The sequence below is a fragment of the uncultured Lactobacillus sp. genome, assembly GCF_902491705.1.
Classification (GTDB): domain Bacteria; phylum Bacillota; class Bacilli; order Lactobacillales; family Lactobacillaceae; genus Lactobacillus.
In genome coordinates this window covers 26740-52815 of sequence record NZ_CABUIW010000003.1, presented here as the reverse complement: position 1 = coordinate 52815, position 26076 = coordinate 26740, and the positions used below count along the sequence as shown (strand labels likewise).

Here is a 26076-nt window from a genome sequence, read left to right as displayed (position 1 = left end):
AGAAGGGAATGAAGAAAATGTGGGTTTTAGTAATTATTTGTGTACTGCTTGCAGGTGGGTACTATATGTTTAAGCAAAATAATGTAGATGAAGCAATTACCAAAGAGTATCCAATAGAACCATTTAATCAATTAGAAGTTGATAGTTCTGCAGACAATATAAGAATCGTAACGGGCAAATATTGCAGTGTACGTTACATTGGTCAAAAGAAGTTAAAGCCATCAGTAAAGGTAGAAAATCATGTTTTAACTGTTAAGTCACCAGAAAAGTCAGTAGTAATTAACGGCAGTCTTTTTAATATAAAAAGTCTAAAGCAGGAATTAATCATTGAAATGCCGGCAAAAGAATATAAGTCTGTATCGATAGACACTTCAAATGGCAATGTCTCGATTGATAATTTGAAGGTACAAAAAGGGTCAATTGATACTTCGAACGGCAGGGTCAATCTAAATAAATTAACTACTAAAAATGGTTTTGAAATTGATTCTTCTAATGGCTCAATCAGGGTCGGAAAAAGTAATGCGGAAGGATTTGATTTATCTACTTCAAATGGTCATGTAACTTTTGGAGGAAAGAATGAGTCCCAAGATTTTGAAAAGAATGCTGAAGCAGATAACACTTTAAGCATTGATACTTCAAACGGAAATATTGCAGTAAATTAAAAAAGCTGAGCATTGCTCAGCTTTTTCTACATAAATTCGGTATCTTGTGTGCTCTTCTTAATGAAGTGGTTCAAGATAAATGGTGAGATCACCGTTGTCACGATAATTACTAGAATTAAACTTGAGTAAATATCTTCTGGGAATAGATGGTGCGTAATACCGATTTGCGCAACAATCAAGGCTACTTCACCACGTGAGACCATTCCGGCACCTACGATGTTACCTTCGTTTTTGGTGAAGCCGAATACCTCACTGGAGTATTTACCAGCCCAGAACTTAGATAAAACGGCCAAGACAGTCATTGCAATGATGAACCAGATATCTTTGAAGAAACTGGCAAAAGTCATTGAAAGACCAATATCAGCGAAAAATACAGGGATGAAAATTGAGTAACCAATTGCGGAAACTGAAGATTGAACTTCTTTGTGTTGCGGTGTTTGTCTAATTGCTAAACCGCCAAAGAAGGCACCCACAACAGCTGATAAACCAACAAAGTCTGCAGCCCAGGCCATAGTTAATGCCAAAACGAGAGAGCCGATAACGACTGAATAATCAACTGAAATCTTTTCAGAAACCTTCATGAAGTATGGCGCAACAAATTTGAAGATTACCCATACAACGACGAAGTAAACGATCTCGATTAAGATGTTGATAAAGAAGTTGTTGGTTAAACCGCTCTTGCCGCCTTCGTGGCTGAATGTAGTGAACAAACTTAAAACTACCACAGCTAAGATATCATCAACCACAGCGGCTCCTAAAATGGCTGTACCGGCACGCGTATGTAGCTGATGTGCTTCTTGAAGTACTACAACCGAAATGGAAACACTAGTTGCCGCAAAGACAATTCCGATAAAGAGTGATTCAAGTGGCTTCATGCCAAAGAAATAGCTGGCAAGTCCCATAAATACAACTGGTAAAATGACGCCGACACTTGCAACAGTGAAGCTTAATTTGAAGTATTTCTTCAGTAGGTCTAAGTCACTTTCAAGCCCGGCTAAAAACATCAATAAGATGACGCCAAACTCAGAAAATAAACTAATGATTTCATTTGGATGAATCCAATTTAAAATAGCGGGTCCGAGTAAAATTCCGGACAAAAGCTGTCCGATAACTGCAGGCATGTTAAAACGAGCAAATAATTGCCCAAGCAATACTGTCGTTAAAAGAATTAAAATAAGTTCTCCTAGAAAATGCATAGATCAATCCCCCTTATGAAAGCAAAAAAACTTTCAAGCGCTTCTTGACCCAAAGAAGCAAATCTTGAAAGTTTTTATTGTGATAAAAACCCAACCACTAAGTAAATATTTAGTTGAGTTTAATTTTAATTGTTTTTTAAACTTGATGCAAATCTAAGTAGTAAATCTTACTATTCTTCAAGTCCAAATTGTTTTTTGCTTGGTGTAGTCTTAGCAAGAAGTCCCAAACTGATAGTAATCATGTCGACAACTTCCTGTAAGATAGCACCCCAAAAGGCAGGGATGACACCAGTAAAGGCAATCAATTCGATGATGATAACAATACCGATAGCAGTTAAAACGTCGATGTTGGCAACCTTCATGGTGTGCTTAGAAATAGCAACAGCATCGTTAATCTTGGACAAATCGTTAACCATGATAACGGCGTCAGCACTTTCACTAGCAGCGGTTGCACCCTTAGCACCCATAGCGATACCAACGTCAGCAGCAGTTAAACTTGGTGCGTCGTTAACACCGTCACCAGTCATAACGACAGGACGCAAGTCTTTTGGCACTTCTTTAATAGCCTTAATTTTTTCTGATGGCAAAAGATCAGCACGAACATCGGTAATGCCAGCTTCTTTACCAACCTTCTTGGCAACTTGTTCGTGGTCACCAGTAAGCATCATGATATCTTCAGCGCCTTGCTTACGAAGCTTAGCAATAGTATCAGGAGTTTCTGGACGCATCTTGTCCATCAAGGTAATGTAGCCAGCGAATTCATTGTTGATTGATACATAAACTGCAGTGGAGTTAACATTGAGTTTTTCATGATCAGGTGCAACGAATTTAAGTTTACCGACCATAACGTGCTTGCCATCAACATCGCCTTCAACACCTTGAGCGGTAGTTTCCTTTAAATTGGTTACAGGCTTGATTAAGTCTTTGTTAGTTGCCTTAACAAGTGAACTAGCGATAACGTGACTAGATTGTTGTTCAACACTAGCTGCAAGGCTTTGCAATTCATCCTTAGAAATAGAATCATTTGCAGGAACAATTTGATCAACAACCAGTTGATTTTCAGTTAAAGTACCAGTCTTATCAAAGGCAAAAGTCTTAGCACGAGCCAACTTTTCAAGAGTTGGACCTGACTTAACAATAATGTGGTGAGCTGACATTGAACTCATACCACTGACTAAGGCAACAGGTGCAGCAATCAAAAGTGGACAAGGTGAAGCAACAACCATAACTTCTGCGAATCTTGTTGCATCCCCAGAAACGGCCCATGCAACACCACCAATAATCAATGAAATAATTGTAAATGGTACGGCATAACGGTCAGCCATCTTAACAAACTTAGCAGGTTGAGCTTGAGAAGACTTAACTAAAGCAACAATAGACTGATATTCAGAGTCCTTAGCTTCCTTAGTTACTTTCATTTCTACTGCGGCATCCCCGTTGACTGAACCTGACATTAAGTTGTCGCCAGGCTTTTTAGATACAGGAACGGATTCACCAGTAAGTGATGATTGGTCAAAACTTGAAACACCTTTAACAATTTCCCCATCAACAGGGACTTGTTGGCCAGGTTTGATCAAAACGGTATCGCCGACTTTTAATTCATCAACGTTAACTTCAGTAATTTTGCCGTTAATGAGTTTGTTAGCGATACGAGGAGTGTTGTTCAAAAGTGAACGCAATTCCTTGCTGGCTTGACCTGTAGCATAGTCCTCAAGTGTTTCGCCACCAGTGGACATTACCAAGATCATCCATTCAGCCCAGTAATTATTAATTAGAATGGTAGAAACAATTGCGATAACAGCAAGGATATCAACACCATAACGACCGGATTTCCAATCTTCGAATATCTCCATTAAAAGAAGAACGGAAATCCAAATACCAAGGATATCAACACCATAACGACCGGATTTCCAATCTTCGAATATCTCCATTAAAAGAAGAACGGAAATCCAAATACCAAGGATATCGATAATAATTGCTTGAGGATTCATCTTTAAACCCAAAAGTGGCGTGGTGAACAATGTTGAAGCGTGCATGCCAAATTCTAGGATTAAACTTATTACCCCGGCAATTAAAACGACAATAAATTTCCATTGACGTTTCATAGTTCAAACCTCCAAAAAAGCTTGTAATAATACTCTACTCAGCACATTGTAACATTCTTTTGAAATATGGAACAGTTTTATGATGTTTCACAAATGAAAACGGCTTGAACCCTTTATTCAAGCCGTTTTTCGTTATTTTATTTTTTTAGATTCGTAGTGCTTATCATAAGTGTGAACTACATAGTTAAAGGCCTTGATCCATTCACGTCTAGTGAGAAGTCCTTGGAAGACGCCGCGATCATCAACAACCGGTAAAAAGGCATTGTTAATCAATAAATGCAGCTGAGTTTCAAGCGTAGTCTCAATATAATTTATTTTATCAAAGTCTGTTTGCATCACATCTTTTACCTTTAAAGTATCAAGTGGTGCGGTAGAAATTGCGTCGTTTGTCAGCATCTTGTCTGTAATCATAGATAAGCTAAGCAAACCGACTACTTTTCTATCTTTGTCTAAAACCGGAATTTTGGAATATTTTACTTTGGTTAGAATTAAAAACGCGTGGTAGAGCGGGTTGTCGTCTTGCACAAAGGCAATCCGACTAGCAGGAATCAAAAACGATCCTGATTTTTCTTCAATTAAATGTTTGATGGATGGTGAAAACATGAAAGCGCCTCTTTTCTACCTAAAATTATACTAGAAAAAAGGAAAAGGCTCGCAAAATTTTGCGAACCTTATTAGTTTCATCTACTTTGGAGGAGTAAGAATGAATGAAATAAAAAAGTGGGAGTATTGTAGCAAGTTTCTACCGCCTTGCTACGATTTATATACTACAGAGTAAATGTGAATTAAAAATGTTCAAATTATTATGAAAAGGTAAAGATTTGCTTGCGAACTATTTAAGAAGGCTTTTTTAGGCATAAGAAAAGCCCACGCAACGCACGTGAGCCGAAAGGGATAGATATGAAATTGACTAATTGGAGTAAGTCAATTCTTTTTATTTTCATTATTTACTTGGAGGAGTATGAATGAAAAACAAAAAAGTTGAGTTGTAATGGATAGATGTTTTCTACCTCACTACATTTAGTAGTATAACCTGAAATTGTGAAAAAAGTGTGACGAAATGCACTTTATTTATAAAAAAGTCTATATTTTCTTTAAAAAAGCCTGATTTCATGCGCTTTTCCGGAAAAATAATATTTTTTAGTTATAATGGAAAGCATGATCAAAAAGAAAAGTAGAAGGGTGTAGTTTTTTGAAGAGAATAGGCAGATTTATCTTGCGTCTGTTTTTAGTATTCCTTTTGTTAGCTGGAGTTGGCACAGGTGGCTATTTTGGCTATCAATGGTGGCAAAAACAGCAGATGCTTAAAGAAAGACCAAAAGTGGTTAAAGCAAAGGATGGCACTAGTACGAGTGCGGCTTGGCACAATTTTGATAATTACCAAAAAGCCTTGCGTCAAAATTATTCTTTCATTAATAAGGTCTCAAATTATGTTCCGCCAAGAACGTGGGATGGTAAAGACTTCGTTATTCCCGGCTTAATTTCAACTAAGAGCTATGATTTTTCTAAGAAAAAATATGATACAGCAACTGCAATGACGCCGCAGGGGATCGCTGTTGCTAGCAAGTATATTTTGCTTACAGCATATGATGGTGACCACCAACATGCCTCAGTAGTTTATGTATTAGACAAAAAGACGGGCAAATACATCAAGACAATTCAGATTTCTGGCAGACCTCACTTAGGTGGAATTGCTTATGATCCTGTTGCAAAAAATATTTGGGTAACAAGCAAAATGGGTAAGTCATCGGCTTTAGCATCATTTTCACTAAAGGAAATGGAAGCCTATAAAGACGGCAGCCGAATCCCGATTAAGTATAATCACCAAATTGCTATTCCTGCTGTTGAAAAAGCATCTACTGTTACTTATTATGACGGTCAACTGTTCGTCGGCTTTTTTAACATGTATGGTCGCGGCAAAGTTGCCGCATATTCAATTGCGCGTAGCGGAAAAAACAAGGGTTCAATTACTAATAATGAAGTAAAGTCAGTTACTGGTACTTTGCAGTGGTCTGATCCAACTGGTGAAACATCAATGGACAAGCAGATTCAAGGGATCGCTATTTATCAAGATAAGATCTTTTTAAGTCAGTCTTATGGTAGCGATAATTCTAAGTTGTATGTTTTCCCAACCTCAGCACTAAATGCGCTTGATGAAAAGAATGCGGAATTAGTTGTAGAAATGCCGCCATATTTAGAGCAAATTACTGCTTATAAAGGACAACTACTTTGTGTATTTGAATCTGCTTCAAGCATTTATGCTAGACCAGGCATTACAGTAATGGATAGAATACTATCGATGAATATTAATGCCTTGTTTGGCAGCTAGTTTTGAAAGGAAAAATAATGAACGTAGATTATCGAAAAAAAGAGCTCTTCCTTTTGCGCTTTTCTGGCTGGTTCTGCTTATTTCCAGCGTCGACTTACTTATATTTGTATCAAGTAACCCATTCTTTATTTTGTTTAGGTGAATTAATTATTATCGTACTTTTCGCTGTGTATTTGTTAACTACAGCTAAAAGTGAGCGCTGGACTAAACCACAAAATGTAATGCGTTTAATGCTTTTTGCTCTTATATTTGTAGCCGTTATAATTTTTATTCCATTATATTTTGCATACCGAGATTGTAAGAAAATGCAAGAAAACGGTTTTTGATTTTTCATTGTATAGATTAAATTCCCAAAAAAGTTTAAATTTGTTAAAATGTATGGCGATAGTGCGTTGATTATTACTATTTGTAGTAATATAAGGCAAAGTAAAAAAATATATTACTTGAGGGAGAGAAAATGGATAAGAAAACGAAAATTGACTCTCGGGGCAAATCAATAGGTAAATTTGTCCTAAAGACAATTGTTTATTTTGCAATCCTGATGGCCCTTATTTATTTGTATGAATACAGTGGACTTACATCGGTCCATTTCATTTACAACGAATTTTAAGGTAGGTGCTGTCAGATGATTCAAAACGTTATTAAAAAGATTGACGAGATAGCCGAAAACGAACCAGATCGTGTAGTTTACGATTATCTTGGCGAAATTAATACATATGGTGACCTCAAGAAGCGTTCAAACGCTTGGGCACACAAGATTGCTAGTATGGATATCCCAGAACATGCTCCAATCATGATCTGGGGTGGCCAAACGTTTGAAATGATCGCTAGCTTCTTAGGCTGTGTTAAAACAGGTCACGCTTATATTCCAATTGCTAGTTACTCAAACGCTGAACGTTTAACAATGATTCAAGACGTTTCAAAGTCACCATTGGTTTTGGAAATTGACCCATTGCCAAACGTTAACTTAGACAGCGTTAAGGTGCTTAAAGCTAGCGAAGTTGAAGACGGCGACTTCACAGTTGATGAAAACAACTTCGTTGAAGGCGATGAAAACTACTACATCATCTTCACTTCAGGTACTACTGGTAAGCCTAAGGGTGTACAAATCAGTCATGATAACTTGCTTAGTTTTGTAAACTGGGAATTGTCAGACTTCAACTTGCCAGAGCACCCAAGCTTTTTGGCTCAAGCTCCTTACTCATTCGACTTGTCAGTCATGAGTCTTTACCCTGCACTTGTTTCAGCAGGTAAGCTTGTGGTCTTGCCACATGATGTTACCCAAAACTTTGGTCAATTGTTCCAAACTTTGCCAAAGATGCAATTTAATGTTTGGGTATCAACTCCATCATTTGCACAAATGTGCTTCTTGGATAAGACCTTTGATAGCGAACATCACCCAGACTTAAGTCACTTCTTATTCTGCGGCGAGGAATTGCCACACAGTGAAGTAGATATGCTTAAGAAGAGATTTCCTGACAGTCATATCTTCAACACTTATGGTCCAACTGAAACTACAGTTGCCGTAACGCAAGTTGAAATTACTGATGAAGTGCTTAAAAAGTACGACCGTTTGCCAATCGGTAAGGTTAAAGAAGACACTAAGATTACTATTGATACTTCAAAGGGTGACAAACCTGGCGAAGGTGAAATTATTATTAGTGGTCCTAGCGTTTCAAAGGGTTATATGAACAACCCTGAAAAAACTGAAGCTGCCTTCTTCCAAGAGGATGGCGACAAATACCGCAGCTACCGTAGTGGGGATGCAGGATTCTTCGATGGCGATATACTATTTTATCGCGGTAGAATTGACTTCCAAATCAAGTTCAATGGTTACAGAATCGAACTTGAAGAAATCAACTTCTACTTAACTAAGAACAAGTATGTCCGTTATGGCGTTGCAGCTCCAAAATACAATAAAGACCACACCGTTAAGCAAATCGTTGCAGAAATCGAATTAAAAGATGGTGTAGCGCGTCAACACTCTGAAGCTGCTTTAACTAAGGCAATTCGTGAAGACTTAGCTAAGAACGTTATGCCTTACATGCTTCCACAACGCTTTGTCTACCAAGATAAATTACCAATTTCTCAAAACGGTAAGGTAGACATCAAGGCGGTTATTAAGGAGGTTAATAAGTAGTGAATTTTAATTTCATTAACTTACAGCCTTATTCAAATCCGCAATACTTTGTCTATTTGATGATCGCATTAATTCCAATTATTATTGGACTTTACTATGGTCATCGTCTTAAGACATATGAAGCAATTTTCTCAATTGTCTTCTTGTTCTTGATTTTTGATGGTAGTCACTGGGAGCAAGGTGTAAACCTGCTGATCTGGCTGGTTTATGAATTTATTTTGACGTTTGCTTATCAGTATTATCGTCATCATGGTAAAAATAAGACTTGGGTCTTTTGCTTAGCTGTAATTTTGGCAATTATCCCACTAGCTGCAGTTAAGTATTTGACAGCATTCCCTGATAATTCAATTGGATTTGTCATTGGATTCTTAGGTATTTCATACGTAACTTTCAAAACAGTGCAAGTTATCATGGAAATGCGTGATGGGGCAATTAAGAAGGTAGATCCTGTAACTTATGCAAGATTCTTACTCTTCTTCCCAACAATCTCATCAGGTCCTATTGATCGTTACCGTAGATTTAAGAAAGATTACGACAAGGTTCCTACAAGAGACGCATATATTACAGATTTACAATATGCTGTAAGATATTTGTTCCAAGGATTTTTATATAAGTTTGTAATCGGTTGGTTCTTTGGTACTTATTGGCTTCCAAAGATCAGTGCTGCTGCTTTAGCAGTAGGTAACGCAAATGGTGGATTGAAGTTATCCTGGTGGCTCCTTGCTTATATGTACTGCTACAGTATGTATTTGTTCTTTGACTTTGCAGGTTATTCATTATTTGCGGTATCAATTTCATACTTCATGGGTATTCATACCCCAATGAACTTCAACAAGCCATTTATTTCTAAGAACATCAAAGACTTCTGGAATCGTTGGCACATGACGCTTTCATTCTGGTTCCGTGACTACATCTACATGCGATTTACTTTCTTTGCAATGAAGAAAAAATTGTTTAAGAATCGTATTAGATTGTCACAGGTATCATATTTCCTATTATTCTTGATAATGGGATTCTGGCATGGTTTAACATGGTATTATATTGTTTATGGTATATTCCATGCCACTGCTATCTGTGTCAACGATATGTGGCTAAGATTTAAGAGAAAACACAAGAAGCAAATTCCACATAACAAGTTCACTAAGTGGTTCGCCATTTTCTTAACTTTCAACGTGGTATGTTTCAGTTTCTTGATTTTCTCAGGATTCCTTAGCCAATTATGGTTTGGCTGGAAGTAAAGAATAGCGTAGATTTTTTTGAGAGGTATTAATTATGGACACTAAACAAGGCGTATTAGACATTTTAAATGATTTAACTGGTGAAGATTTATCAGACCAAATGGATGAAAACATCTTTGAAAATGGTTTGATGGACTCAATGGCAAGTGTACAAATGCTTTTGAGCTTACAAGAAAAGTTTGACATCGATGTTCCTGTATCAGAATTTAACCGTGCTGAATGGGACACTCCTAACAAGATTGTTGCAAAGGTGGAAAGCTTAGAAAATGAGTAATAAACGCCGGCTGTGGCAAATCTTTGGCCCAGTCCTTTGCGCTTTTATCCTTTTAATAGTTGTATTTCTTATTCCCTGGGAAAGAACTTTTTCTAAGCAAACCATTTATGAAGCTGCAGCTTCACAAAACACTACTGTCTTTAAAGGCAGCACAATGAAGCAAGAAGCTTTTGACGATGGTTATGTACCTTTCTATGGTTCAAGTGAATTGTCTAGATTCGATCCACTTCACCCTAGTGTAATCGCAGAAAAGTACCACAGAAATTATCGTCCATTCTTACTTGGTGGACCAGGTAGTCAATCATTGGCACAATTCTTAGGGATGCAAGGTACAGCTAAACAGCTTAAGAACAAGAAGGCTGTAGTAATCATTTCACCACAATGGTTTACTAAGAAGGGCCAAGATCCTAATGCCTTTGCTTTGTATTATTCACCACTTCAAGCATGTAACTTCTTGTTAAATGCTAAGAATAATAAGACTGATCGTTACGCCGCTACGCGTCTGCTTGATATGCCAGACGTAAAGGGTGAAATCAGAAATAGTCTTAAGCAAATTGCTGCAGGTAAAAAGTTAACTGGCTTCCAAAGATTTTACTTAGAAAATCGTCGCAGAATGTTGCGTAACGAAGACAATTTCTTTAGTTCATTCCAATTGCGTGATCGTGTAAATAAGATCCACAATAAGACTAAAGTTTTACCTAGTGCTTATTCTGTTGCTGCTTTGAATAAGGTAGCTGAAGAACAAGCTGCGGCACATACTACTTCAAACAACTTGGGAATCGACAATACTTTCTATAGAACTCGTTTACCTAAGAAAGTATTGAAGAACCTTAAGGGTAGTCAACGTAACTTTGACTACGTCAAGTCTGTTGAATACGCTGACTTCCAATTAATGCTTGAACAATTTGCTAAGCAACATACTAATGTTTTGTTCATCATTCCACCAATCAATGGTAAGTGGATGAAGTACACTGGTTTGTCATCAAAGATGTACCAAGAATCAGTTGCTAAGATGGAAAAACAATTGACTAGTCAAGGCTTTGAAAATATTGCTGATCTTTCTAGACGTGGCAATGAAAAGTACTTCATGGAAGATACTATTCACCTTGGTTGGAAAGGTTGGGTAGCAGTTGATCAAGCCGTTAGACCATTTATGAAGTTGCCTAACGAGCGTTACAACTACGATATGTCTAACTACTACTACTCAAAGAAGTGGCAGAATAAAGACAACGTTAAGAGAGTTAACTTATCTAATAAAGACCGTTTAAAAGTGAAGTAGTGCGACGGGCTATTAATAGATTAGGCGTTAAGGGCTCCGTATTAGTAACAAGCAATATGAAGCCTGTGCTGAACTATGCAACAAACAATAGTACTGACACTAGCTACTTAATAAATTCTGTTCAAAAGTCCATGACGGCTGCAATGCTGATGCGTGAGGTGCAGAAAGGTAAGCTTAAATTAAATGATAAGCTTTCTAAGTATTATCCAAATGTTGATGGTGCGGCTTTAGTCAAGATTAGCAATTTGCTAGATATGACTTCAGGACTTGATTTACAGAGGGGTCATGAGTTAGGCACAAAAGTATTTATTTCTGATAAAAAGAATATTGAACATGATCAGAAATATACTGTGTTTGATGCAAAAAAACTTGGTAAATGGCACTACACTTCAGTTAACTACATTTACCTCTGTGGTATTTTATCTAAGCTTGAGCATAAGACTTATGAGCAATTGTTCCGTGAGACTTATATCAAGCCGCTTGGCTTAAAGCAAACCGAATTCTTGTGGTCAGATAAAGCTAAATTGCGCGCCGCTAAATGGGTGCCTGGCTATGAGATGAAGGATGGCCAATACGTTAAGGTAAATCATAAGACTGCAGTAAGGGATGCACATAATGAATTAGGTGCTGGATCAATTGTGATGTCAAACCATGATTTGGCTAAGACAATTGAATATATTTTGCATGGCAATATGTTAACTAAACATAGCAAGCAAATCCTGTTTAAGGGTAAAGCTCCTACATTCTATAATGGTGGCTTGTATAACTTGAAGAATTACAAGTCAGCTAATGGTGCAGGCGAAGGTTATTACACCTTCATGCGTAGTACTAAAGACGGGAAGAATATGATTATTATCCAAGATAATCACACTGCTCCTGGTGAGTTTAGTAAAGCTAAGAAAAAAGTTAACCGCATCATGGCAATGATGTTGGAATTTTAAAAAAGAGGTCTGATTCCGATTCAATTCGGGGTCAGGCCTTTTTTTGGTATGGATACTACTCTATAATATGTAATTTTTTAGCTAGATTAATGATATAGATAATCCCCTTGTTTCCATCTTCGAAACAAATATCTAAATTTCGAAAAGAAGGATTAACAATCAAAGTTTGATCGTTCCATTTACAAGAGTAATATGGCAATGTTTCAATATTTTCTTTTATAAAATTGTTATATTGCTTATCGTGACAAATATCTGCGTATTGTAAGAGCGAAAATATTATTCCACTTAATCCCCGCATTAATGAAGCATTTTGGGGCATAAAGTTTTCAGTTAGGGTATTGATAATATCATGTATTTGATCATCATAAATATTTTTGTGAAATCTACGTTTAAAACTAAGAAGGATTACTAGCATACCCGCTGAACCATTAGATAAATATGGTGATAAATGATTAGAAAGTAAATTAGGTCTGTAAAAGATCCCTTCCGTAGGTGACTTATACTGGTATAAATTATTAATATTATCAATTAATTTACTTATATCTGGTTCGTCATTAGTAGTTGCTTGTGAAATAGCACAAAGAAGTAAAGAAAATATCTTTGCAATATCTAACTTTTTGATAAATGTATTATTTGTATCATTAGTTAACAAGTAATTTAGACGATTTACTGAGGCAAATACTTTACTTTTTACTTTATCAGGAAGGATTACGTCCTTATTTTGCAAGATTTTGATTCTTAATGCCAATAATTTATCGCCAAAAATAAAATCATCACTTGAAGAAAGTTCCACTGGCACTATTTCTTTGAAAGGTATTTTATTTATTTGAGATAAATATATTGTCTTTTGTAGGCTAGACTCGAAATCTTTTATATGTTGAGTTGATAAAGTTTTTTCGGTAATAAACGGTGTATCATTTCCATGTTGTAGGCTATCGATTAATTTCGATAAGTTCAGACTTGGATTCTTAATAAGTTTATTTGCAGTTTCTACAAAAAGACGTGGGATTTTATTTATAGAAGCATATTCCTTAAAAAAGTTAAAGGTCATTTCACCGGTTTTATCTACTAATAAAAACATATTTGCTCGACAAAACATAGAAATTATCAGGTAACCTAATTGCTGATTATCCTGCTCAAGAGGAGGAAGGTTAGATATATTTTGGTTGTAAAATCCAGGTGTCCTAAAGGATGAAAGTGTCTTTCCTTTATTTTCTAATACATTGAAGCTTTGACTTATATCAATAAAACTAGAGCTTTGAGTATTTTCATCAATTAATATATTTGTACTAGAAATATCACCTAAGAAAATATTGTTTTGATGTAGCTCGTGAAGGTTAGATATTAAATTAATAATTGTATTTTGGTAAAGTTTGAATAATTCTTTTCTTTTAGTAGAACTTAGAAAATTCTTATCTCCACTCGCTCTAAATGCATCTACATCTACTCCACTCATTTTTTGCTCACAAAGCAGAAAATCTTCATCTTCTTTAAAAGAAGTAATGTAATTTGGAATAAATTTAAATTTTGCCAGTTTCTTTAAATTTTGCTTTTCTTGTTTTAAAGAAGCAATAGCACTAATTCCTCCTTCTGAAAATCCAGGTTTAGAGTCTTTGAGAATAAATTTTTGATTATTTGTTTTATCAATAGCTATAAAGGTTGAACCGGATGCCCGTGAATGCACAGCTTTTAAAGGAATGATTGTCTTAAATAGCAATTTACTTTCCTTTTTGTCATCTATGTTGTTAGGAAAGGGTTCTTTCAGACCTTCAGGTAATCTGTATTTACTATGGACATAGTCTTTATATTCAACATCTTTGGAATTCAATTTGTAAATATTTGTATCTGGACCTGTAATTACTCCATAGCGATAGAATAAAACATTTGAATCCTTAAAACGTCTATCAGATAAGATTGCAATTCCTTCATGTATTTCATGCAAAGCAAATAATGAATAAAGCTTAGCAATTATCTTTTTGAAAGTATGAACGTCTTTAGGATAGATAGTAATAAACTTTCCACTACTCCAAATAGAACTTTTACCAGAGAGATTGGTAAGTAAATTTCTATAATTAGAGATATATTTGAAGGTTACTTTGTGTTGAATACAAAATTGATAAACCATATTCAATATATTTTGAAAGTTTTGCTCAGTACAAGAAACATGTATTTTAAAACCTTGATGAGGCAATTGTTTATTAGAGAAATTAAATTGAAGATAATAATGTTTTGCATCACGAGTAATATGAGATAAAGAAGATGAAATAGGGTTATCTGGCAATATATCTGTAGGAAAAACATCATTTTGTAAATTTAATAAGTTTATATCATTAAACATAGCTAATGTCATACTGTTTCCTCCTTATATAAGCTGAACTTTTACTTAAAATACTATAATTTAAATTACAAATCAATAATTTCTTTATGAAAAAAATGTTGACTTATTATAAAATCCTCATATAATAAAATCAAATATTAATTAAGCAACTTACCTATCTAAGCTACCAAGTTAATATTTCTAAAAAAATATTTTATTTTATGGAGGTATTATCATGGAAGAATTAAACGAATTACAAGAAATGGCTGAAGTAGAAGATGTTGTAGACGGTGGACCTTGGTTCAGTTACAAGTGCACTATCAACAATTAATATTTAAATAATCGAAGTTAAAAACTTCGATTTTTTTTATGAAAATATGTGTGATTCATATTTGCGGGGGAGGTAGAAGAATGACACTAAGTGGGTTAATTAAAAGTAATAAAGGGAGGGCATTACTAACCTTTATACTATTAATTTTGGTAGCAGCATTGAATACTGCAGCTAGTTATTTGTTTAAGCCAGCAACAGATTATTTGGTAAAAGGCAATTTGAAGTCATCGTTGATTTTCTTTGTAATAATGATCTCAGCAGGCATTATTAGTGTTGTTTTAGATTCTGCTACTCAAACAATGTATTCACGTCAAGTTCAGAATTACATTGGAATTATTAGACAAAAAATTGTAGCTCATTTCTATAATCAGAATGATCAAACCTTGGATGAAATGCAAAATGAACTAGGAAATAATTTTGATATCTTAACAGATAATTATGCTACTCCAATCCTGACTATTATCAGTAATAGTCTTACTTTAATTTTTACTATTGGTATCTTGTTTCAATTAAACTGGACTTTAGTAATCTTGACAGTCATCTTAGCAGTGATTAATCTGCTTACTCCACGAATTATGGAAAAAGCCACTGATAAGGCTAATGAAGAAATTTCCATTGAAAATAGCAAATTATTGAAGACGATTAATTATTGGCTAGGTGGAATTCAAGAATTGAGACGATACAATTCTTTTACTTCACTTTTTAAAACTATGAATAAAGCTGATAAGAATTTTGAAGATAGTAACATTCATAGTGCGAAAATTAATTCACTCTCATTTTTTATTAGTAATCTTGCCAATACATTGTCTCAAATTTCCATTTCATTATGGGCAGGCGTTTTGTTCTTCCAAGGAAAAATAACAATAGGTGCTGCTCTAGTAGTAGGGGATTTCGTTAGTCAAATTTTTAACGCTATTTGGGTTTATGAACAATCAATAACTCAATTTAATTCAATTAAATCAATTAACCAAGAAACTAAAGATTTAGAAAAAGACGTAGTTAAAAATACTGCAAAGCTTGATGATGACTTAGCAGAATTAGAAGTCAAAGATGCATCAGTCAAATATGAACACGGTGAATTGATTCAATATCCTGACATCAAAGTTAAGCATGGAGAAAAAGTCTTACTAACAGGAGATAGTGGGGCAGGTAAATCAACTCTCTTTAAGTTGGTTTTAGGACAATTGAAGCCAAACTCTGGAGCTGTAATTTTTAGGGATTCGGCTGGTAAAGAAATTAATCCAGACCTAAGTAAAATAGGCTATATTGCTCAAGATTCAACTCTTTTTCCAGATACGATTAAGAACAATATCACTATGTTTGACTCAACTTTAAATAATAAAGTTAAGAATTTCGTTGAAAAAGTTCAATTAAACAATGATGTACTTAAATTCGCTGATGGTTTGGACACTGTAGTCGATTTGGATAATGATAATTTATCAGGTGGTCAAAAACAAAAGATTGTTTTGGCAAGAACTCAAATTCACAAGAGTCAATTTGTTTTAATGGATGAAGCTACAAGTGCAATTGATAGTAAAGCTACTAAGAAAATTTTAGATGAGCTTTTAAAATCAGATATTACTTTAATTTTGATTGCACATAATTTTGATCCAAGTTTACGTGCAATGTTTGATCGTGAAATTCACTTGAGAAAAGGGGGAAAAGAACAATGACAATTAAGGAATTATATAAAATCAATCCTTTTGGTTTTATCTTAACGATAATTTTTAATGTTCTAATTCCCTTAACAGCTATTGGACAATCTTATTTATTGATGTATGAGGTAACGGCTCTGGCTAATAAAAATTTAGCTCTATGGCTTTGGCTAACTTTAGGAGAATTTATTCTTCTATTAATTAGTGGCATTAGTCAGTCAAGTAGTAGTTATTTAGCAACTAAGCAAATTCAAAGATATAATCACCAGGTTCGGGCTAACACTATTAAGCATTACTATTTTGATAATCAAAATCACACTGTATCTGGGATGCAAAATAGGTTAACTACTGATTTGAAAAATACTAATGAGAACTACCTAAAGAAATTCTTTAGTAGTATTCAAATGAGTTGTTACATCTTATTTGCAATTATTGTTCTGTTGTTGATACATTGGAGTCTATTATTAGTAACTGTGGTCCTAGTAGGTATTTCTATTTATTTACCTCAATTAATTGAAAGACCAATTCAAGCAGCATTTTCAAATATTTCAAATTCAAATAAGAAATACTTGGATGTTGCCGAAAAATGGCTAAGTGGACTGAATACTTTACAAAGATATATGGCTGGTGGTCACTTATTTAAAGTGATGAATGAAGCTGCAAAGAAAGTTCAGAATGCTAAAGTTCAGCAAACTAAAATTAATCAAGAATTAGCCGTAATGAATGGCGTGATTTCTAGTTTGCTAATGCTTGCTCTTTTTGCTTTTACTGCTGTATTAATTGCTAATAAATTAGTAGTTTTTGGGACAATTACCACAGTTGGTAATTTGCAGTTCTACATGGCAACAGGATTACAATATTTAGGCAATAACAGAGGACAAATGAAATCAACTGAGCCTCTTAACGAAAAGATTAAAAATGATAGTAAAGTGATCCCTAAGAAAGAAGAAGATAATTTAGGTTTAGCAACAGCTATTAGTAGTAAAGATCTAAGCATTGCCTTTTCAAATGGTGAGAAAATTTCTTTCCCTGATTTTTCTGTTAAAACAGGAGAAAAGGCACTTTTAATAGGTGATTCAGGCACAGGTAAGTCCACTCTCTTTAAGTTGATTTTAGGTGAATTAAAACCTACAACTGGTAAGATTTTGTACTTTGATAAGAATCAAAAAGAAATTACTCCTAATTTATCTAAAATAGGTTATATTGCGCAAACGCCAAGGCTTTTCCCTGCTACTATTTCTGATAATATTACTATGTTTGACGATGGACTACGAAATAGAGTAGAGCAAACTGTCCAAGATATAAGTTTAGGTGAGGACATTAAGAAATTTGATAAAGGGCTAGAAGAAAAAATTAATTTGGATCATCTTAATGTTTCTGGCGGTCAAAGACAAAAGATAGTTTTAGCCCGTGCTAAAATTCATGATAGTGATATTATGCTCATTGATGAAGGAACTAGCGCAATTGATCAGAAGAGTACAATTGATATTTTGGAAAAATTGGTAAAAAGTAAAGCTACTATTATTTTCATTGCACACAATTTTAATGAAAAAATGCGTGGCATGTTTGATAAAGAAATTCATTTGAACTAGCTGACGTGCAAGGTTTGCAGTATCAATAAAAAGAGGTCTGATTCCGATTCCGATTCGATTCGGGGTCAGGCTTTTTTTAGTAAAAAATTATAGTTATATATATCACTAAGGCCAAAAAAGACTATAATGGGGGGAATGAAAGAGGTTACAAAAATAGAAAGTGCAAAGAAAATGGAAGATATAATTATTGCTGTAGTTTTTGTTGGCTTAGGGATATTGGAATTATATTTGACTTATAGATACTCACAAGATATTAAGAAATTAAAATATCAACCAGCAACAGCACCACTTGCTATGTGGAGCGGAGTTTTTATTGGTGCAGTCTTTATTATTGTTCCAATCATTAATTTATTTGGTGATCTAAGTAATATGGGTAGTACTGGCCGCATAATATCAATCATTGGCAGCATCTTGTTCTGGATTGCAGCAATTGCCAGCTGGCTTAGAGCTGAAAAAATGAGAAAGCAGAAAAATAAACCAGCAAATAGTTCTTGGCAATTGATTGCTACATATGTAATTATGGCGGCTGCTTTGATATCTGGAGTATGCACAATAATTTAAATAATTTTGTTATTGCCATATCGCTTGTTTTTTATTTTTTTGAATGCTAAAATCTTCATGTACCGCCACTGGTAGTAGTCATTTTCTCCGGTAGCGAAAATGTTATCTTCTATATGTGGTCAGAGGTGGCGGTCAACACTGTGTGAGCCTAGTTCCGTTGTTGGTGGAATTAGGCTTTTTTTGATGCTCTTTTTATTAATAATCGTATATACTTGAATAAGAGTTTTTATAAAAAGGTGGAGAGAAAAATAATGACTACTACACGAAAAGAATTAAAGGATAATGCCAAAGCTACTCTTCGTGGTAACTGGACTTGGGCAGTTATTATCGTTTTGATTAATGAATTAGTTGTATGGATTTTGTCTGCAGCTGGTCACAAGGTCGACGGCATGTATATTGACTACAGCGGAAACAACGTATTTTTTCAATTGATTAGTCCATTAGGTGGCATCTTAGGTTGGGTTGCTGATTTCATCGCAATAAGTGTGGGACTTTCATTTTTACACTTAATAGATAATGAAGATACAACTGAAGAAAAGCCTTATACTGCTGCTTTTTCAGTTTTCACTGGTAATCGTTTTGGCCCAGAATGCATCAACTTCGTAATGACCAGTATTTTCACATTCTTGTGGACTTTGTTGTTGATCATTCCAGGAATCGTTAAGAGCTACTCATACTCAATGACGTCATACATCGTTAACGATATGGTAGCTAGCGGCAAGTCAGTTGGTGCTACAGATGGTATTAATGCCAGCAAGGAACTAATGAATGGCCATAAGATGGATTTGTTCATCTTTGATTTAAGCTTCATTGGTTGGTTCATCTTAGGTAGTATTCCTGCCGGTATCGGTTTATTATGGGTTATCCCATATTACCAAACTGCTAAGGCTAACTTCTATCGCAAATTAGCTGGCGACAGATTCTTGAAATAAAATTGAGCGCAAAAAACACCAGGTAAATTTCTTACCTGGTGTCTTTTTTATAGGTATTAATTATTAGTAGAGGTTAGCTGCCTTAACGTAAGCATTCTTACCAATACGGTAGTACTTAACACCGTTGATGGTCTTCTTCTTGCCGTAAGTAGTAACAGTAGTGTTCTTCTTTAAAGATTTACGGTTTGCCTTACGGTTACCATTCTTATCGTAAACGTGAGCTGTGTGCTTTAATACACGAGCCTTAGTGGTGCTCTTCTTAGGAGCCTGTGAAACGGCATTACCTGATGAAGTAAGTGGTAAAATATTGATGTTACCATCTACGTTAAGACCACGCCAGTTATCAGTGAATTGCCAAATTGAAACGCCCTTCATTGATGGGAAGTAGCTGAAGTTTGGCTTGTCGATACGACCTGAGATTGCGTATGAAGCAACCCATAAACAGTTAGGGAATTGGTTAACAACAGCGTTAGTATTAATGTTGTTTCTCAAAACTGATGAACTAGCGTACAAAAGTGGCTTGTAGCCAGCTGATTTAACTTGTTGCATGAAGGCAATGATTGCGTTAGCAGTAACGCCTTTACCCATGTTGATGTTGTTGCCGTCGCCTGATTCGTAGTCACAAGCAAGGTATGAACCTGGTGCAAGACCAACAGCCTTAGCTGAAGCGATAGCGTAGTTAGCTTCGCGCTTAGCGGCAGCGCTGTTAGCACTGAAAGTAGCGAAGTGGTAACCCATAGGCATCATGTTTTGTGCACGTGCACTAGCAATTTGGCTGCTTGCCTTTGGGTTTCTGTAGCTGGTACCTTCACTTACCTTAACTACGGCAAACTTAGCACCTGATCTTGCGTGTGCTGACAAATCAGCGCTTTGGTAACTAGCAACATCAATACCAAGTGAACGTGCAGCAACTGAAGTAGTTGAAGCTTTAACAGCCTTTGGCGCATTCATGGTGTTAACTGCAGCAACTGAAGTAGTTGATAATGCAGCAACAAGTGCTAATTTTGTAATAAATCTCTTCTTTAATGACAACTTTATTCCCCCGAATATTTTTTATAAATATTTTTAATTCAATAGCTTATCTTTATAGAAACATTTTAAGGATAATAATAATAACGTAATGGGTCAATAGAACTAACGGTAAATTAAACTAGAAGTAACACTATAGTAAATAATGTAATCAATTTGTATTATTTGAACTCGAAATAAAGCTAAATTTTTCTAAAAAAGTTCGGCTTTTGTTCACTTTATTCCCCAAAAAATAAAATTCCACGTATAATAAGAAGGCAATATGAAACTAACGTAGATTTGAGGCTTTTCTCTTGAATAAAAAAATCTTATCCGGCTCTTTCTGGCTATCTTTCGGTAGTATCGTATCGAGAATTCTAGGTGTCGTTTATTTAATTCCATGGCTGATTATGCTAGGCAGCTATCATAATCAATTAAATGCACAGGCTCTTTTTAATTCGTCATACACGCCGTATGCACTTTTTTTGTCTATTGGTACTGCAGGACTGCCATCAGTTATTGCCCGGGAAGTATCACAATTAAATTCTCAAAATAGATACAAGGATAGTTTGTATATTACAAAACTGGGCTTGATTATCATGCTGATTATGGGACTGGGCTGTGGTATTTTGCTTTATGTGACAGCACCAATCATTGCCAAAAATAGTCCGGTAGATTCTGTAGCTAGTGCTACTATCTCTATTCGAGTATTGGTTCCAGCAGTAGTAATCTTGCCATCAATGAGTATGGTAAGAGGGTGGTTCCAGGGAAATAATGATATGAAGCCATATGGTATTTCTCAATTATGGGAACAATTTGCCAGAATCCTTTTTATTCTTTTATCTACGTTTTTAATTATTGAAGTCTTCCACCATGATTACGTAACTGCCGTTTACTTTAGTGTATTCGGTGCTTGTGTTGGCGCTATTGCCAGTTATTTGTACCTATTTGCGTACACACGTAAGCAATGGGATCATTATAGGGACCTAATCGAAAAAAGCAAACCACGCGCTTTAAACAACGTTTCACGGAGTTTGCTTAATTTATGGTATGCTTCAATTCCATTTGTCTTGCTTGGTTCTTTTATTACGGTAACGCAATTAGTTGACCAACTTTTGTTCAAACAAATTTTGATTAACTTCAACCACATGAGTACTAACTATGTTAGCTATTTGTACACAATTTTTTCAGCCAACCCAAGTAAGATCACTACGGTGATTATTTCACTTGCTACAGCCGTTTCTGAGACGAGTCTGCCGCTTTTAGCAGGGCTTAAGTATAAATCTAAGGATAGCGTAGAAAGCATTAGAAAACTGCTCCTAGAGAACTACAGACTGCTTCTATTTGTTTTGCTTCCAGTAGTAGCACTTGGTGCATTTGCTTCATCGCCAGTTTATTCAGTGCTATTTTCACATGATAGCCTTGGTGCATATTACTTGGTAGAAAACATTGTTCAAAGTTTGTTAGCTGGTTTGGTCATGAACTCGTTGACTTTACTCTTGGCTTTAAACATGAATAAATTGGCTGTGATCTACATGATATGGGGCATTTTAGTTAAAGTCGTTTTACAGGTGCCAATGACATTCATGATGAGTGCAGATGGGGCAATTCTTTCTACCGATATTGCATTCTTAATCGTAATTTTACTTAGTTACCACAAACTGGATAAAACCTATGGTGTTAAATTGCGGAGTCTATTGCCAATTATCGTATCTAATGAAATTTATCTAGTTTTATTATTTATTTACCAGATCTTCATCGGCAACCGCTTCAATAATTTAGGCCGAATGGGAAGCTTTATCTACTTAGCAATCTTCGGTGTAGTATTCTTAGGAATCTACGTTTTATTGGCCAATATGATGGGAACGTCAGAGACAATATTTGGTAAAAAGATTGGCTATCGTTATTACCGCTACAAGCATTATCAATAGAAACAAAAAATGCATTGCAAACGCAATGCATTTTTATTTAGGCTAGATTTAAAATCTTCCATTTATATCTCCCATACTTGAGCGCATGGTTTCATCGATGTACTTAGATACTTCATCGTCTGCATCCCGCAAAGCATCTTTGACATCTTTATAGTTCATTTGGTTAACAAGATAAAATTTCAAAGCCTTGTTGACTAATTCGCTGAAATCAACATCATTGATTTCTTCGTATTTGTTAATTAATTTACTGACATCGTTGTTTAACTCAAAGTGTTTTCTTGCCATTTTTCATTCACCTTTTCTATAGGGGTATTATATCATTAATCAATTGATGACAAGGCATCAAGCATATTAATGCTCTTAATTTTGTGATGGACTACAATTGCTAAAGCCGCAGTAATAACTGCTGGAATTAGTGCAGAGATTGCAAAATTAAGTGGGTACATGTTCGGGTCGAACATGGCAATATCTGGCGGCAAATTAGTAATAATGAAGTGATGTAGCCACCAACCGAAGCCAAAGCCCACGATAATACCAATTGCAGATAAAATGATTGTCTCGCGGTAAATGTACATCGTGGTTTCGTTATCGTAGAAGCCCAGCACTTTAATTGTAGAAAGCTCACGAATTCTTTCTGCTACATTGATGTTAGTTAAGTTGTAAATTACGACGATAGCCAGCATCCCCGAAATCAAAATCAAGATAAAGATAACTTCGTTTAAACTGCCAGTGAAGCTGCCTAAAAGATTCTTGTTTGATGAGTTAGAAACTACCGTTTCAATTGCGGCAGTTTTGACTAGTTGGCGACTAACTTTGTTAATCAAACTGCGTTTGCGCATTGTGACTAGGTAGGCGTTAACATGATAGCTTCCAATCGTCTTGCGGTACTCTTTTTGATTCATGAAAATGTAGTGACCTAAGTACATTTCACAGATTGCACTGACTTTGAAGCGATAATTTTTACCGTGACTGTTAGTTAGCGTAATTGTTGAACCTTTTTTAGCATGCAAAATATTGGCTAATTTTTCGGAGATAACTACACCATCATTTGGCAAAGATATTTTCTTTTTGCTTTGACGTTCTCTTAAATTGATTGATTTACGGAATTCTTTTGTTGATTTTGGTGCAATCAACATTACGTTTTCAGTTGAACCAGATGATTTAATATGCTTTGTCAGTTGCTGGTACTGAACTTCATTTGTCTGCTTGATATCTTTTTCTTTAAAAAGTTTGTCTAATTTTTGCTGATCTTTTTTGGTAACATTTGAATTCTTTAAGGCAATCACATCATTTTTTTGAATGGTGGAGTATTGAATGCCGCCAATACCTTGAAGAGAATCGCGGATACCGAAGCCCATTACCAAAAGCCCCGTACAACCTGCAACGCCGAAGATTGTCATCAGCATTCTGCTCTTGTAGCGGAAAATATTGCGGGCAGTAACCTTGGATGAAAAGTTCATGTGCTTCCAAATCCAAGGGATGCGTTCAAGCAAGATTCTTGAGCCATTTTTAGGTGGCTTAGGTAAAAGCAATGCTGAAGGCTTTTCTCTTAAAGTCTTTTGGAGCGTAAACATTGACACTACAGTAGTTGAAATAAGCGCAATAGCTAACGAAATAAGTAGTGGACTCCAAGCAAAGTTTAGTTGATAGCCGGTACCCAGAGTTGAACTTGCTAAGTAAGCCTTAATGATTAGGTTAGGCGAAAATGTGTAACCTAGGCTGGCACCAAGTGCGACGCCGATAATAGCTGCTGACGTACTGTAGAGCAAAAACTTAATTGCGATAGCACCATTGCCGTAACCAAGTGCTTTTAGCGTACCAATATTTGTTCTCTCTTCTTCTACAAAGCGCATCATAGTGGTCAAACTGACCAATGCGGCAACTGCGAATAAGAAGACAGGGAAGACATTAGCTAAGACTTCAACACGCTCGGAATCGGCTCTGTAAGATGCATAACCTTGGCTTTCTTCACGGCTGTTAATAGTGTAACTAGGGTAAGAAATTTTGATCTTATTTTTAGGCACTTTAATCATAGCCGGATTAACAGGGATGCCACGCTTCATCATTTGTTCAGCTGCTTTTTTACGGTACTGATTTTGATAAAGCTGGACGTACTTTTGGTATTTATCAGCACGATTCTTATTTAAAGCATCCTGCAATTTGTTTTGATCGCGGTAAACACGATTACGGTAGGTCACGCTAAATGGACTCAAATTTTGAGTGTTTTTAAAAGTTACACGTGAAACTTGATAAACAGGAGACGCAAATGCATTGTGTGTCGTAACTGCAATTCCAGTCAGACGACCATTGCCGATGTTGGTTTGTCCAATCTGATTCTTGTCCAAAAACTCGCTTGATTTAACAAATCCTACTATCTTATAGGTTTTGTTTTTCAAAATACCAGGTTTAGTAAAAGTGATTTTTTGTCCGATACGGTATTTCTTATTAAGCAAATAAGATAGGGCGATTTCACTTTTATTAGCTGGAAACTTTCCCTTAATTAATTCATAGCTGGAAATATTGTTTGATTCAGAAAAAACGCGTAACGTATCATTATTGCGTTTATTTTTTACATCTTGGAAATAGCCAAAACTTGCTTGCTTAACTTCAGGTAAATTTCTGATCGTCATCCGGTCGGTTGAATTAATTCCGTAGTTAGAAGTAACTGTAACGTCGGCAAGATTATGCTTGGCAAAAAAGTCGCTACCAGTTGCTCGCATGTCAGGCCCAGTCATCTTTAATCCGATGAAGGCAAAAGTTCCCAGCCCCATAAGCAAGATGATCGCGATATAACGGCCAAGCGAATGCGTTATAGCTTGAAAAGCATCTTTCCACAAAATAGTTTTACGCATTGTGATCACCTACCATTCGATCGTACTAATATCAGCAGGCTTTTTATTAATGTGAATGTCTTTAATGCTACCGTCGTGGATACGAATTACCTTGTCAGCGATTGGCGCAATAGCGGCATTGTGAGTAACGATTAAAACGGTTGAGCCATGCTTGCGGCTCATGTTTTGCAGGATTTTTAAAATTCTTTTACCTGTTTGGTAGTCCAAAGCACCAGTTGGTTCATCGCATAAAAGAAGGGCAGGCTTCTTGGCGATCGCACGTGCAATTGCGACACGCTGCTGTTCACCACCAGATAACTGCGCTGGAAAATTATTGGTTCGATCTGATAAATCGACTTGCTTTAGAGCCTCATCAGCACTCATTGCGTCAGGTACGATTTGTGCGGCAAGTTCCACATTTTCTTTAGCAGTTAGGTTAGGAATTAAGTTGTAGAATTGGAAAACAAAGCCGATATCGTTTCGCCGATATGTGGTCAATTGTTTGGCGTTATAACCAGCGATATTTTGCCCAGCTACAATTACATCTCCGCTCGTATTAGGCTCCATTCCGCCCAAAATATTAAGCAAAGTAGACTTTCCTGCACCAGATGAGCCAAGGATAATGACTAGTTCACCTTTATCAACAGAGAAAGAAATATCCTTGTTAGCATAGATAGTTGTATCGCCAGATTGATAAGTTTTAGTATTGTTTTTAATTTCTATGTAAGCCATGATTAGCAACTTTCTAGCATAA

General features: G+C 35.7%; 22 protein-coding genes and 1 other annotated feature. Of the genes, 14 read left to right on the top strand and 8 right to left on the bottom strand.

Annotation, left to right across the window (positions count from 1 at the left end; genetic code table 11):
• Window positions 1-8 precede the first annotated feature (8 nt).
• Complete coding sequence (locus tag RDN22_RS01415; protein WP_308555179.1) at window positions 9-662, top strand: DUF4097 family beta strand repeat-containing protein; 654 nt, start codon at window positions 9-11, stop codon at window positions 660-662.
• A gap of 26 nt (window positions 663-688) precedes the next feature.
• On the opposite strand, the gene RDN22_RS01410 is transcribed toward RDN22_RS01415, so the two are convergent.
• The 3 genes from RDN22_RS01410 to cbpB all read right to left on the bottom strand — a co-directional run bounded on the left by RDN22_RS01410 (window position 689) and on the right by cbpB (window position 4566).
• Window positions 689-1858, bottom strand: coding sequence for a cation:proton antiporter (locus tag RDN22_RS01410; RefSeq protein ID WP_308555176.1), 1170 nt, complete (start codon window positions 1856-1858; stop codon window positions 689-691).
• Between the two features lie 39 nt (window positions 1859-1897).
• Window positions 1898-1954, bottom strand: a sequence feature (sodium ion sensor (DUF1646 type); this cis-regulatory element may regulate processes involved in with the transportation of sodium ions).
• Between the two features lie 74 nt (window positions 1955-2028).
• A complete protein-coding gene (locus tag RDN22_RS01405) occupies window positions 2029-3963 on the bottom strand; it encodes a heavy metal translocating P-type ATPase (RefSeq protein WP_308555174.1) in 1935 nt (644 codons plus the stop codon).
• A gap of 132 nt (window positions 3964-4095) precedes the next feature.
• Window positions 4096-4566 carry a cyclic-di-AMP-binding protein CbpB gene (gene cbpB, locus RDN22_RS01400; protein WP_308555172.1) on the bottom strand — a complete coding sequence of 157 codons (471 nt, stop codon included), beginning with the start codon at window positions 4564-4566 and terminating at the stop codon, window positions 4096-4098.
• Between the two features lie 589 nt (window positions 4567-5155).
• Here cbpB and RDN22_RS01395 point away from each other — a divergent pair.
• The 8 genes from RDN22_RS01395 (at window position 5156) to RDN22_RS01360 (ending at window position 12164) form a co-directional block, all read left to right on the top strand.
• On the top strand, window positions 5156-6292 hold the full coding sequence (locus tag RDN22_RS01395; RefSeq protein WP_308555170.1) for a hypothetical protein: 1137 nt from the start codon (window positions 5156-5158) through the stop codon (window positions 6290-6292).
• 17 nt (window positions 6293-6309) lie between these two features.
• Complete coding sequence (locus RDN22_RS01390; RefSeq protein ID WP_308555168.1) at window positions 6310-6618, top strand: hypothetical protein; 309 nt, start codon at window positions 6310-6312, stop codon at window positions 6616-6618.
• Window positions 6619-6749: 131 nt separating this feature from the next.
• Window positions 6750-6902, top strand: coding sequence for a teichoic acid D-Ala incorporation-associated protein DltX (locus RDN22_RS01385; protein ID WP_308555166.1), 153 nt, complete (start codon window positions 6750-6752; stop codon window positions 6900-6902).
• 15 nt (window positions 6903-6917) lie between these two features.
• Window positions 6918-8432 carry a D-alanine--poly(phosphoribitol) ligase subunit DltA gene (gene dltA, locus RDN22_RS01380; RefSeq protein WP_308555164.1) on the top strand — a complete coding sequence of 505 codons (1515 nt, stop codon included), beginning with the start codon at window positions 6918-6920 and terminating at the stop codon, window positions 8430-8432.
• Window positions 8432-9670 (top strand): D-alanyl-lipoteichoic acid biosynthesis protein DltB, encoded by a 1239-nt coding sequence (gene dltB, locus RDN22_RS01375; RefSeq protein WP_308555161.1) that lies wholly within the window; start codon window positions 8432-8434, stop codon window positions 9668-9670. The genes dltA and dltB overlap by 1 nt, the downstream gene beginning before the upstream one ends.
• 34 nt (window positions 9671-9704) lie before the next feature.
• Window positions 9705-9944, top strand: a complete 240-nt coding sequence (dltC, locus tag RDN22_RS01370) for a D-alanine--poly(phosphoribitol) ligase subunit DltC (protein WP_013855040.1) — start codon at window positions 9705-9707, stop codon at window positions 9942-9944.
• Entirely contained in the window at window positions 9937-11223 is a 1287-nt protein-coding gene (dltD, locus tag RDN22_RS01365; RefSeq protein ID WP_308555159.1) for a D-alanyl-lipoteichoic acid biosynthesis protein DltD, read from the top strand. Before dltC ends, dltD begins: the two co-directional genes overlap by 8 nt.
• The gene (locus RDN22_RS01360) at window positions 11223-12164 is read left to right on the top strand and encodes a serine hydrolase (RefSeq protein ID WP_308555157.1); all 942 of its coding nucleotides are present in this window, start codon (window positions 11223-11225) and stop codon (window positions 12162-12164) included. The genes dltD and RDN22_RS01360 overlap by 1 nt, the downstream gene beginning before the upstream one ends.
• A 55-nt stretch (window positions 12165-12219) precedes the next feature.
• On the opposite strand, the gene RDN22_RS01355 is transcribed toward RDN22_RS01360, so the two are convergent.
• A complete protein-coding gene (locus tag RDN22_RS01355; protein WP_308555155.1) occupies window positions 12220-14514 on the bottom strand; it encodes a serine/threonine protein kinase in 2295 nt (764 codons plus the stop codon).
• A 378-nt stretch (window positions 14515-14892) separates the two neighbouring features.
• Between RDN22_RS01355 and RDN22_RS01350 the strand changes: the two genes are divergently transcribed.
• The 4 genes from RDN22_RS01350 (at window position 14893) to RDN22_RS01335 (ending at window position 19552) form a co-directional block, all read left to right on the top strand.
• A complete protein-coding gene (locus RDN22_RS01350) occupies window positions 14893-16485 on the top strand; it encodes an ABC transporter ATP-binding protein (protein ID WP_308555153.1) in 1593 nt (530 codons plus the stop codon).
• Window positions 16482-18059: an ABC transporter ATP-binding protein gene (locus RDN22_RS01345; protein WP_308555151.1), complete on the top strand. Its 1578-nt coding sequence runs from the start codon at window positions 16482-16484 to the stop codon at window positions 18057-18059. Before RDN22_RS01350 ends, RDN22_RS01345 begins: the two co-directional genes overlap by 4 nt.
• A gap of 135 nt (window positions 18060-18194) precedes the next feature.
• Complete coding sequence (locus RDN22_RS01340; RefSeq protein ID WP_308555149.1) at window positions 18195-18620, top strand: hypothetical protein; 426 nt, start codon at window positions 18195-18197, stop codon at window positions 18618-18620.
• A gap of 251 nt (window positions 18621-18871) precedes the next feature.
• The gene (locus RDN22_RS01335; protein ID WP_308555147.1) at window positions 18872-19552 is read left to right on the top strand and encodes a DUF975 family protein; all 681 of its coding nucleotides are present in this window, start codon (window positions 18872-18874) and stop codon (window positions 19550-19552) included.
• 63 nt (window positions 19553-19615) lie between these two features.
• On the opposite strand, the gene RDN22_RS01330 is transcribed toward RDN22_RS01335, so the two are convergent.
• Window positions 19616-20584, bottom strand: a complete 969-nt coding sequence (locus RDN22_RS01330) for a GH25 family lysozyme (RefSeq protein WP_308555145.1) — start codon at window positions 20582-20584, stop codon at window positions 19616-19618.
• A gap of 290 nt (window positions 20585-20874) precedes the next feature.
• On the opposite strand from RDN22_RS01330, the gene RDN22_RS01325 reads away from it, so the two are divergent.
• A complete protein-coding gene (locus tag RDN22_RS01325; protein WP_308555143.1) occupies window positions 20875-22491 on the top strand; it encodes a polysaccharide biosynthesis protein in 1617 nt (538 codons plus the stop codon).
• A gap of 48 nt (window positions 22492-22539) precedes the next feature.
• On the opposite strand, the gene RDN22_RS01320 is transcribed toward RDN22_RS01325, so the two are convergent.
• From RDN22_RS01320 to RDN22_RS01310, 3 genes are read right to left on the bottom strand one after another with little or no spacing between them, the layout of a single operon-like run.
• Entirely contained in the window at window positions 22540-22776 is a 237-nt protein-coding gene (locus RDN22_RS01320) for a hypothetical protein (RefSeq protein ID WP_308555141.1), read from the bottom strand.
• A 35-nt stretch (window positions 22777-22811) separates the two neighbouring features.
• Window positions 22812-25343: an FtsX-like permease family protein gene (locus RDN22_RS01315; RefSeq protein ID WP_308555139.1), complete on the bottom strand. Its 2532-nt coding sequence runs from the start codon at window positions 25341-25343 to the stop codon at window positions 22812-22814.
• A gap of 9 nt (window positions 25344-25352) precedes the next feature.
• On the bottom strand, window positions 25353-26054 hold the full coding sequence (locus RDN22_RS01310) for an ABC transporter ATP-binding protein (protein ID WP_308555137.1): 702 nt from the start codon (window positions 26052-26054) through the stop codon (window positions 25353-25355).
• Window positions 26055-26076: the final 22 nt, after the last annotated feature.

Coding starts and splice junctions, on each gene's coding strand:
- RDN22_RS01415 (WP_308555179.1), top strand. CDS start 9: ATGAAGAAAATGTGGGTTTTAGTAATTATTTGTGTACTGCTTGCAGGT.
- RDN22_RS01410 (WP_308555176.1), bottom strand. CDS start 1,858: ATGCATTTTCTAGGAGAACTTATTTTAATTCTTTTAACGACAGTATTG.
- RDN22_RS01405 (WP_308555174.1), bottom strand. CDS start 3,963: ATGAAACGTCAATGGAAATTTATTGTCGTTTTAATTGCCGGGGTAATA.
- cbpB (WP_308555172.1), bottom strand. CDS start 4,566: ATGTTTTCACCATCCATCAAACATTTAATTGAAGAAAAATCAGGATCG.
- RDN22_RS01390 (WP_308555168.1), top strand. CDS start 6,310: ATGAACGTAGATTATCGAAAAAAAGAGCTCTTCCTTTTGCGCTTTTCT.
- RDN22_RS01385 (WP_308555166.1), top strand. CDS start 6,750: ATGGATAAGAAAACGAAAATTGACTCTCGGGGCAAATCAATAGGTAAA.
- dltA (WP_308555164.1), top strand. CDS start 6,918: ATGATTCAAAACGTTATTAAAAAGATTGACGAGATAGCCGAAAACGAA.
- dltC (WP_013855040.1), top strand. CDS start 9,705: ATGGACACTAAACAAGGCGTATTAGACATTTTAAATGATTTAACTGGT.
- dltD (WP_308555159.1), top strand. CDS start 9,937: ATGAGTAATAAACGCCGGCTGTGGCAAATCTTTGGCCCAGTCCTTTGC.
- RDN22_RS01355 (WP_308555155.1), bottom strand. CDS start 14,514: ATGACATTAGCTATGTTTAATGATATAAACTTATTAAATTTACAAAAT.
- RDN22_RS01350 (WP_308555153.1), top strand. CDS start 14,893: ATGACACTAAGTGGGTTAATTAAAAGTAATAAAGGGAGGGCATTACTA.
- RDN22_RS01345 (WP_308555151.1), top strand. CDS start 16,482: ATGACAATTAAGGAATTATATAAAATCAATCCTTTTGGTTTTATCTTA.
- RDN22_RS01340 (WP_308555149.1), top strand. CDS start 18,195: ATGAAAGAGGTTACAAAAATAGAAAGTGCAAAGAAAATGGAAGATATA.
- RDN22_RS01335 (WP_308555147.1), top strand. CDS start 18,872: ATGACTACTACACGAAAAGAATTAAAGGATAATGCCAAAGCTACTCTT.
- RDN22_RS01320 (WP_308555141.1), bottom strand. CDS start 22,776: ATGGCAAGAAAACACTTTGAGTTAAACAACGATGTCAGTAAATTAATT.
- RDN22_RS01315 (WP_308555139.1), bottom strand. CDS start 25,343: ATGCGTAAAACTATTTTGTGGAAAGATGCTTTTCAAGCTATAACGCAT.
- RDN22_RS01310 (WP_308555137.1), bottom strand. CDS start 26,054: ATGGCTTACATAGAAATTAAAAACAATACTAAAACTTATCAATCTGGC.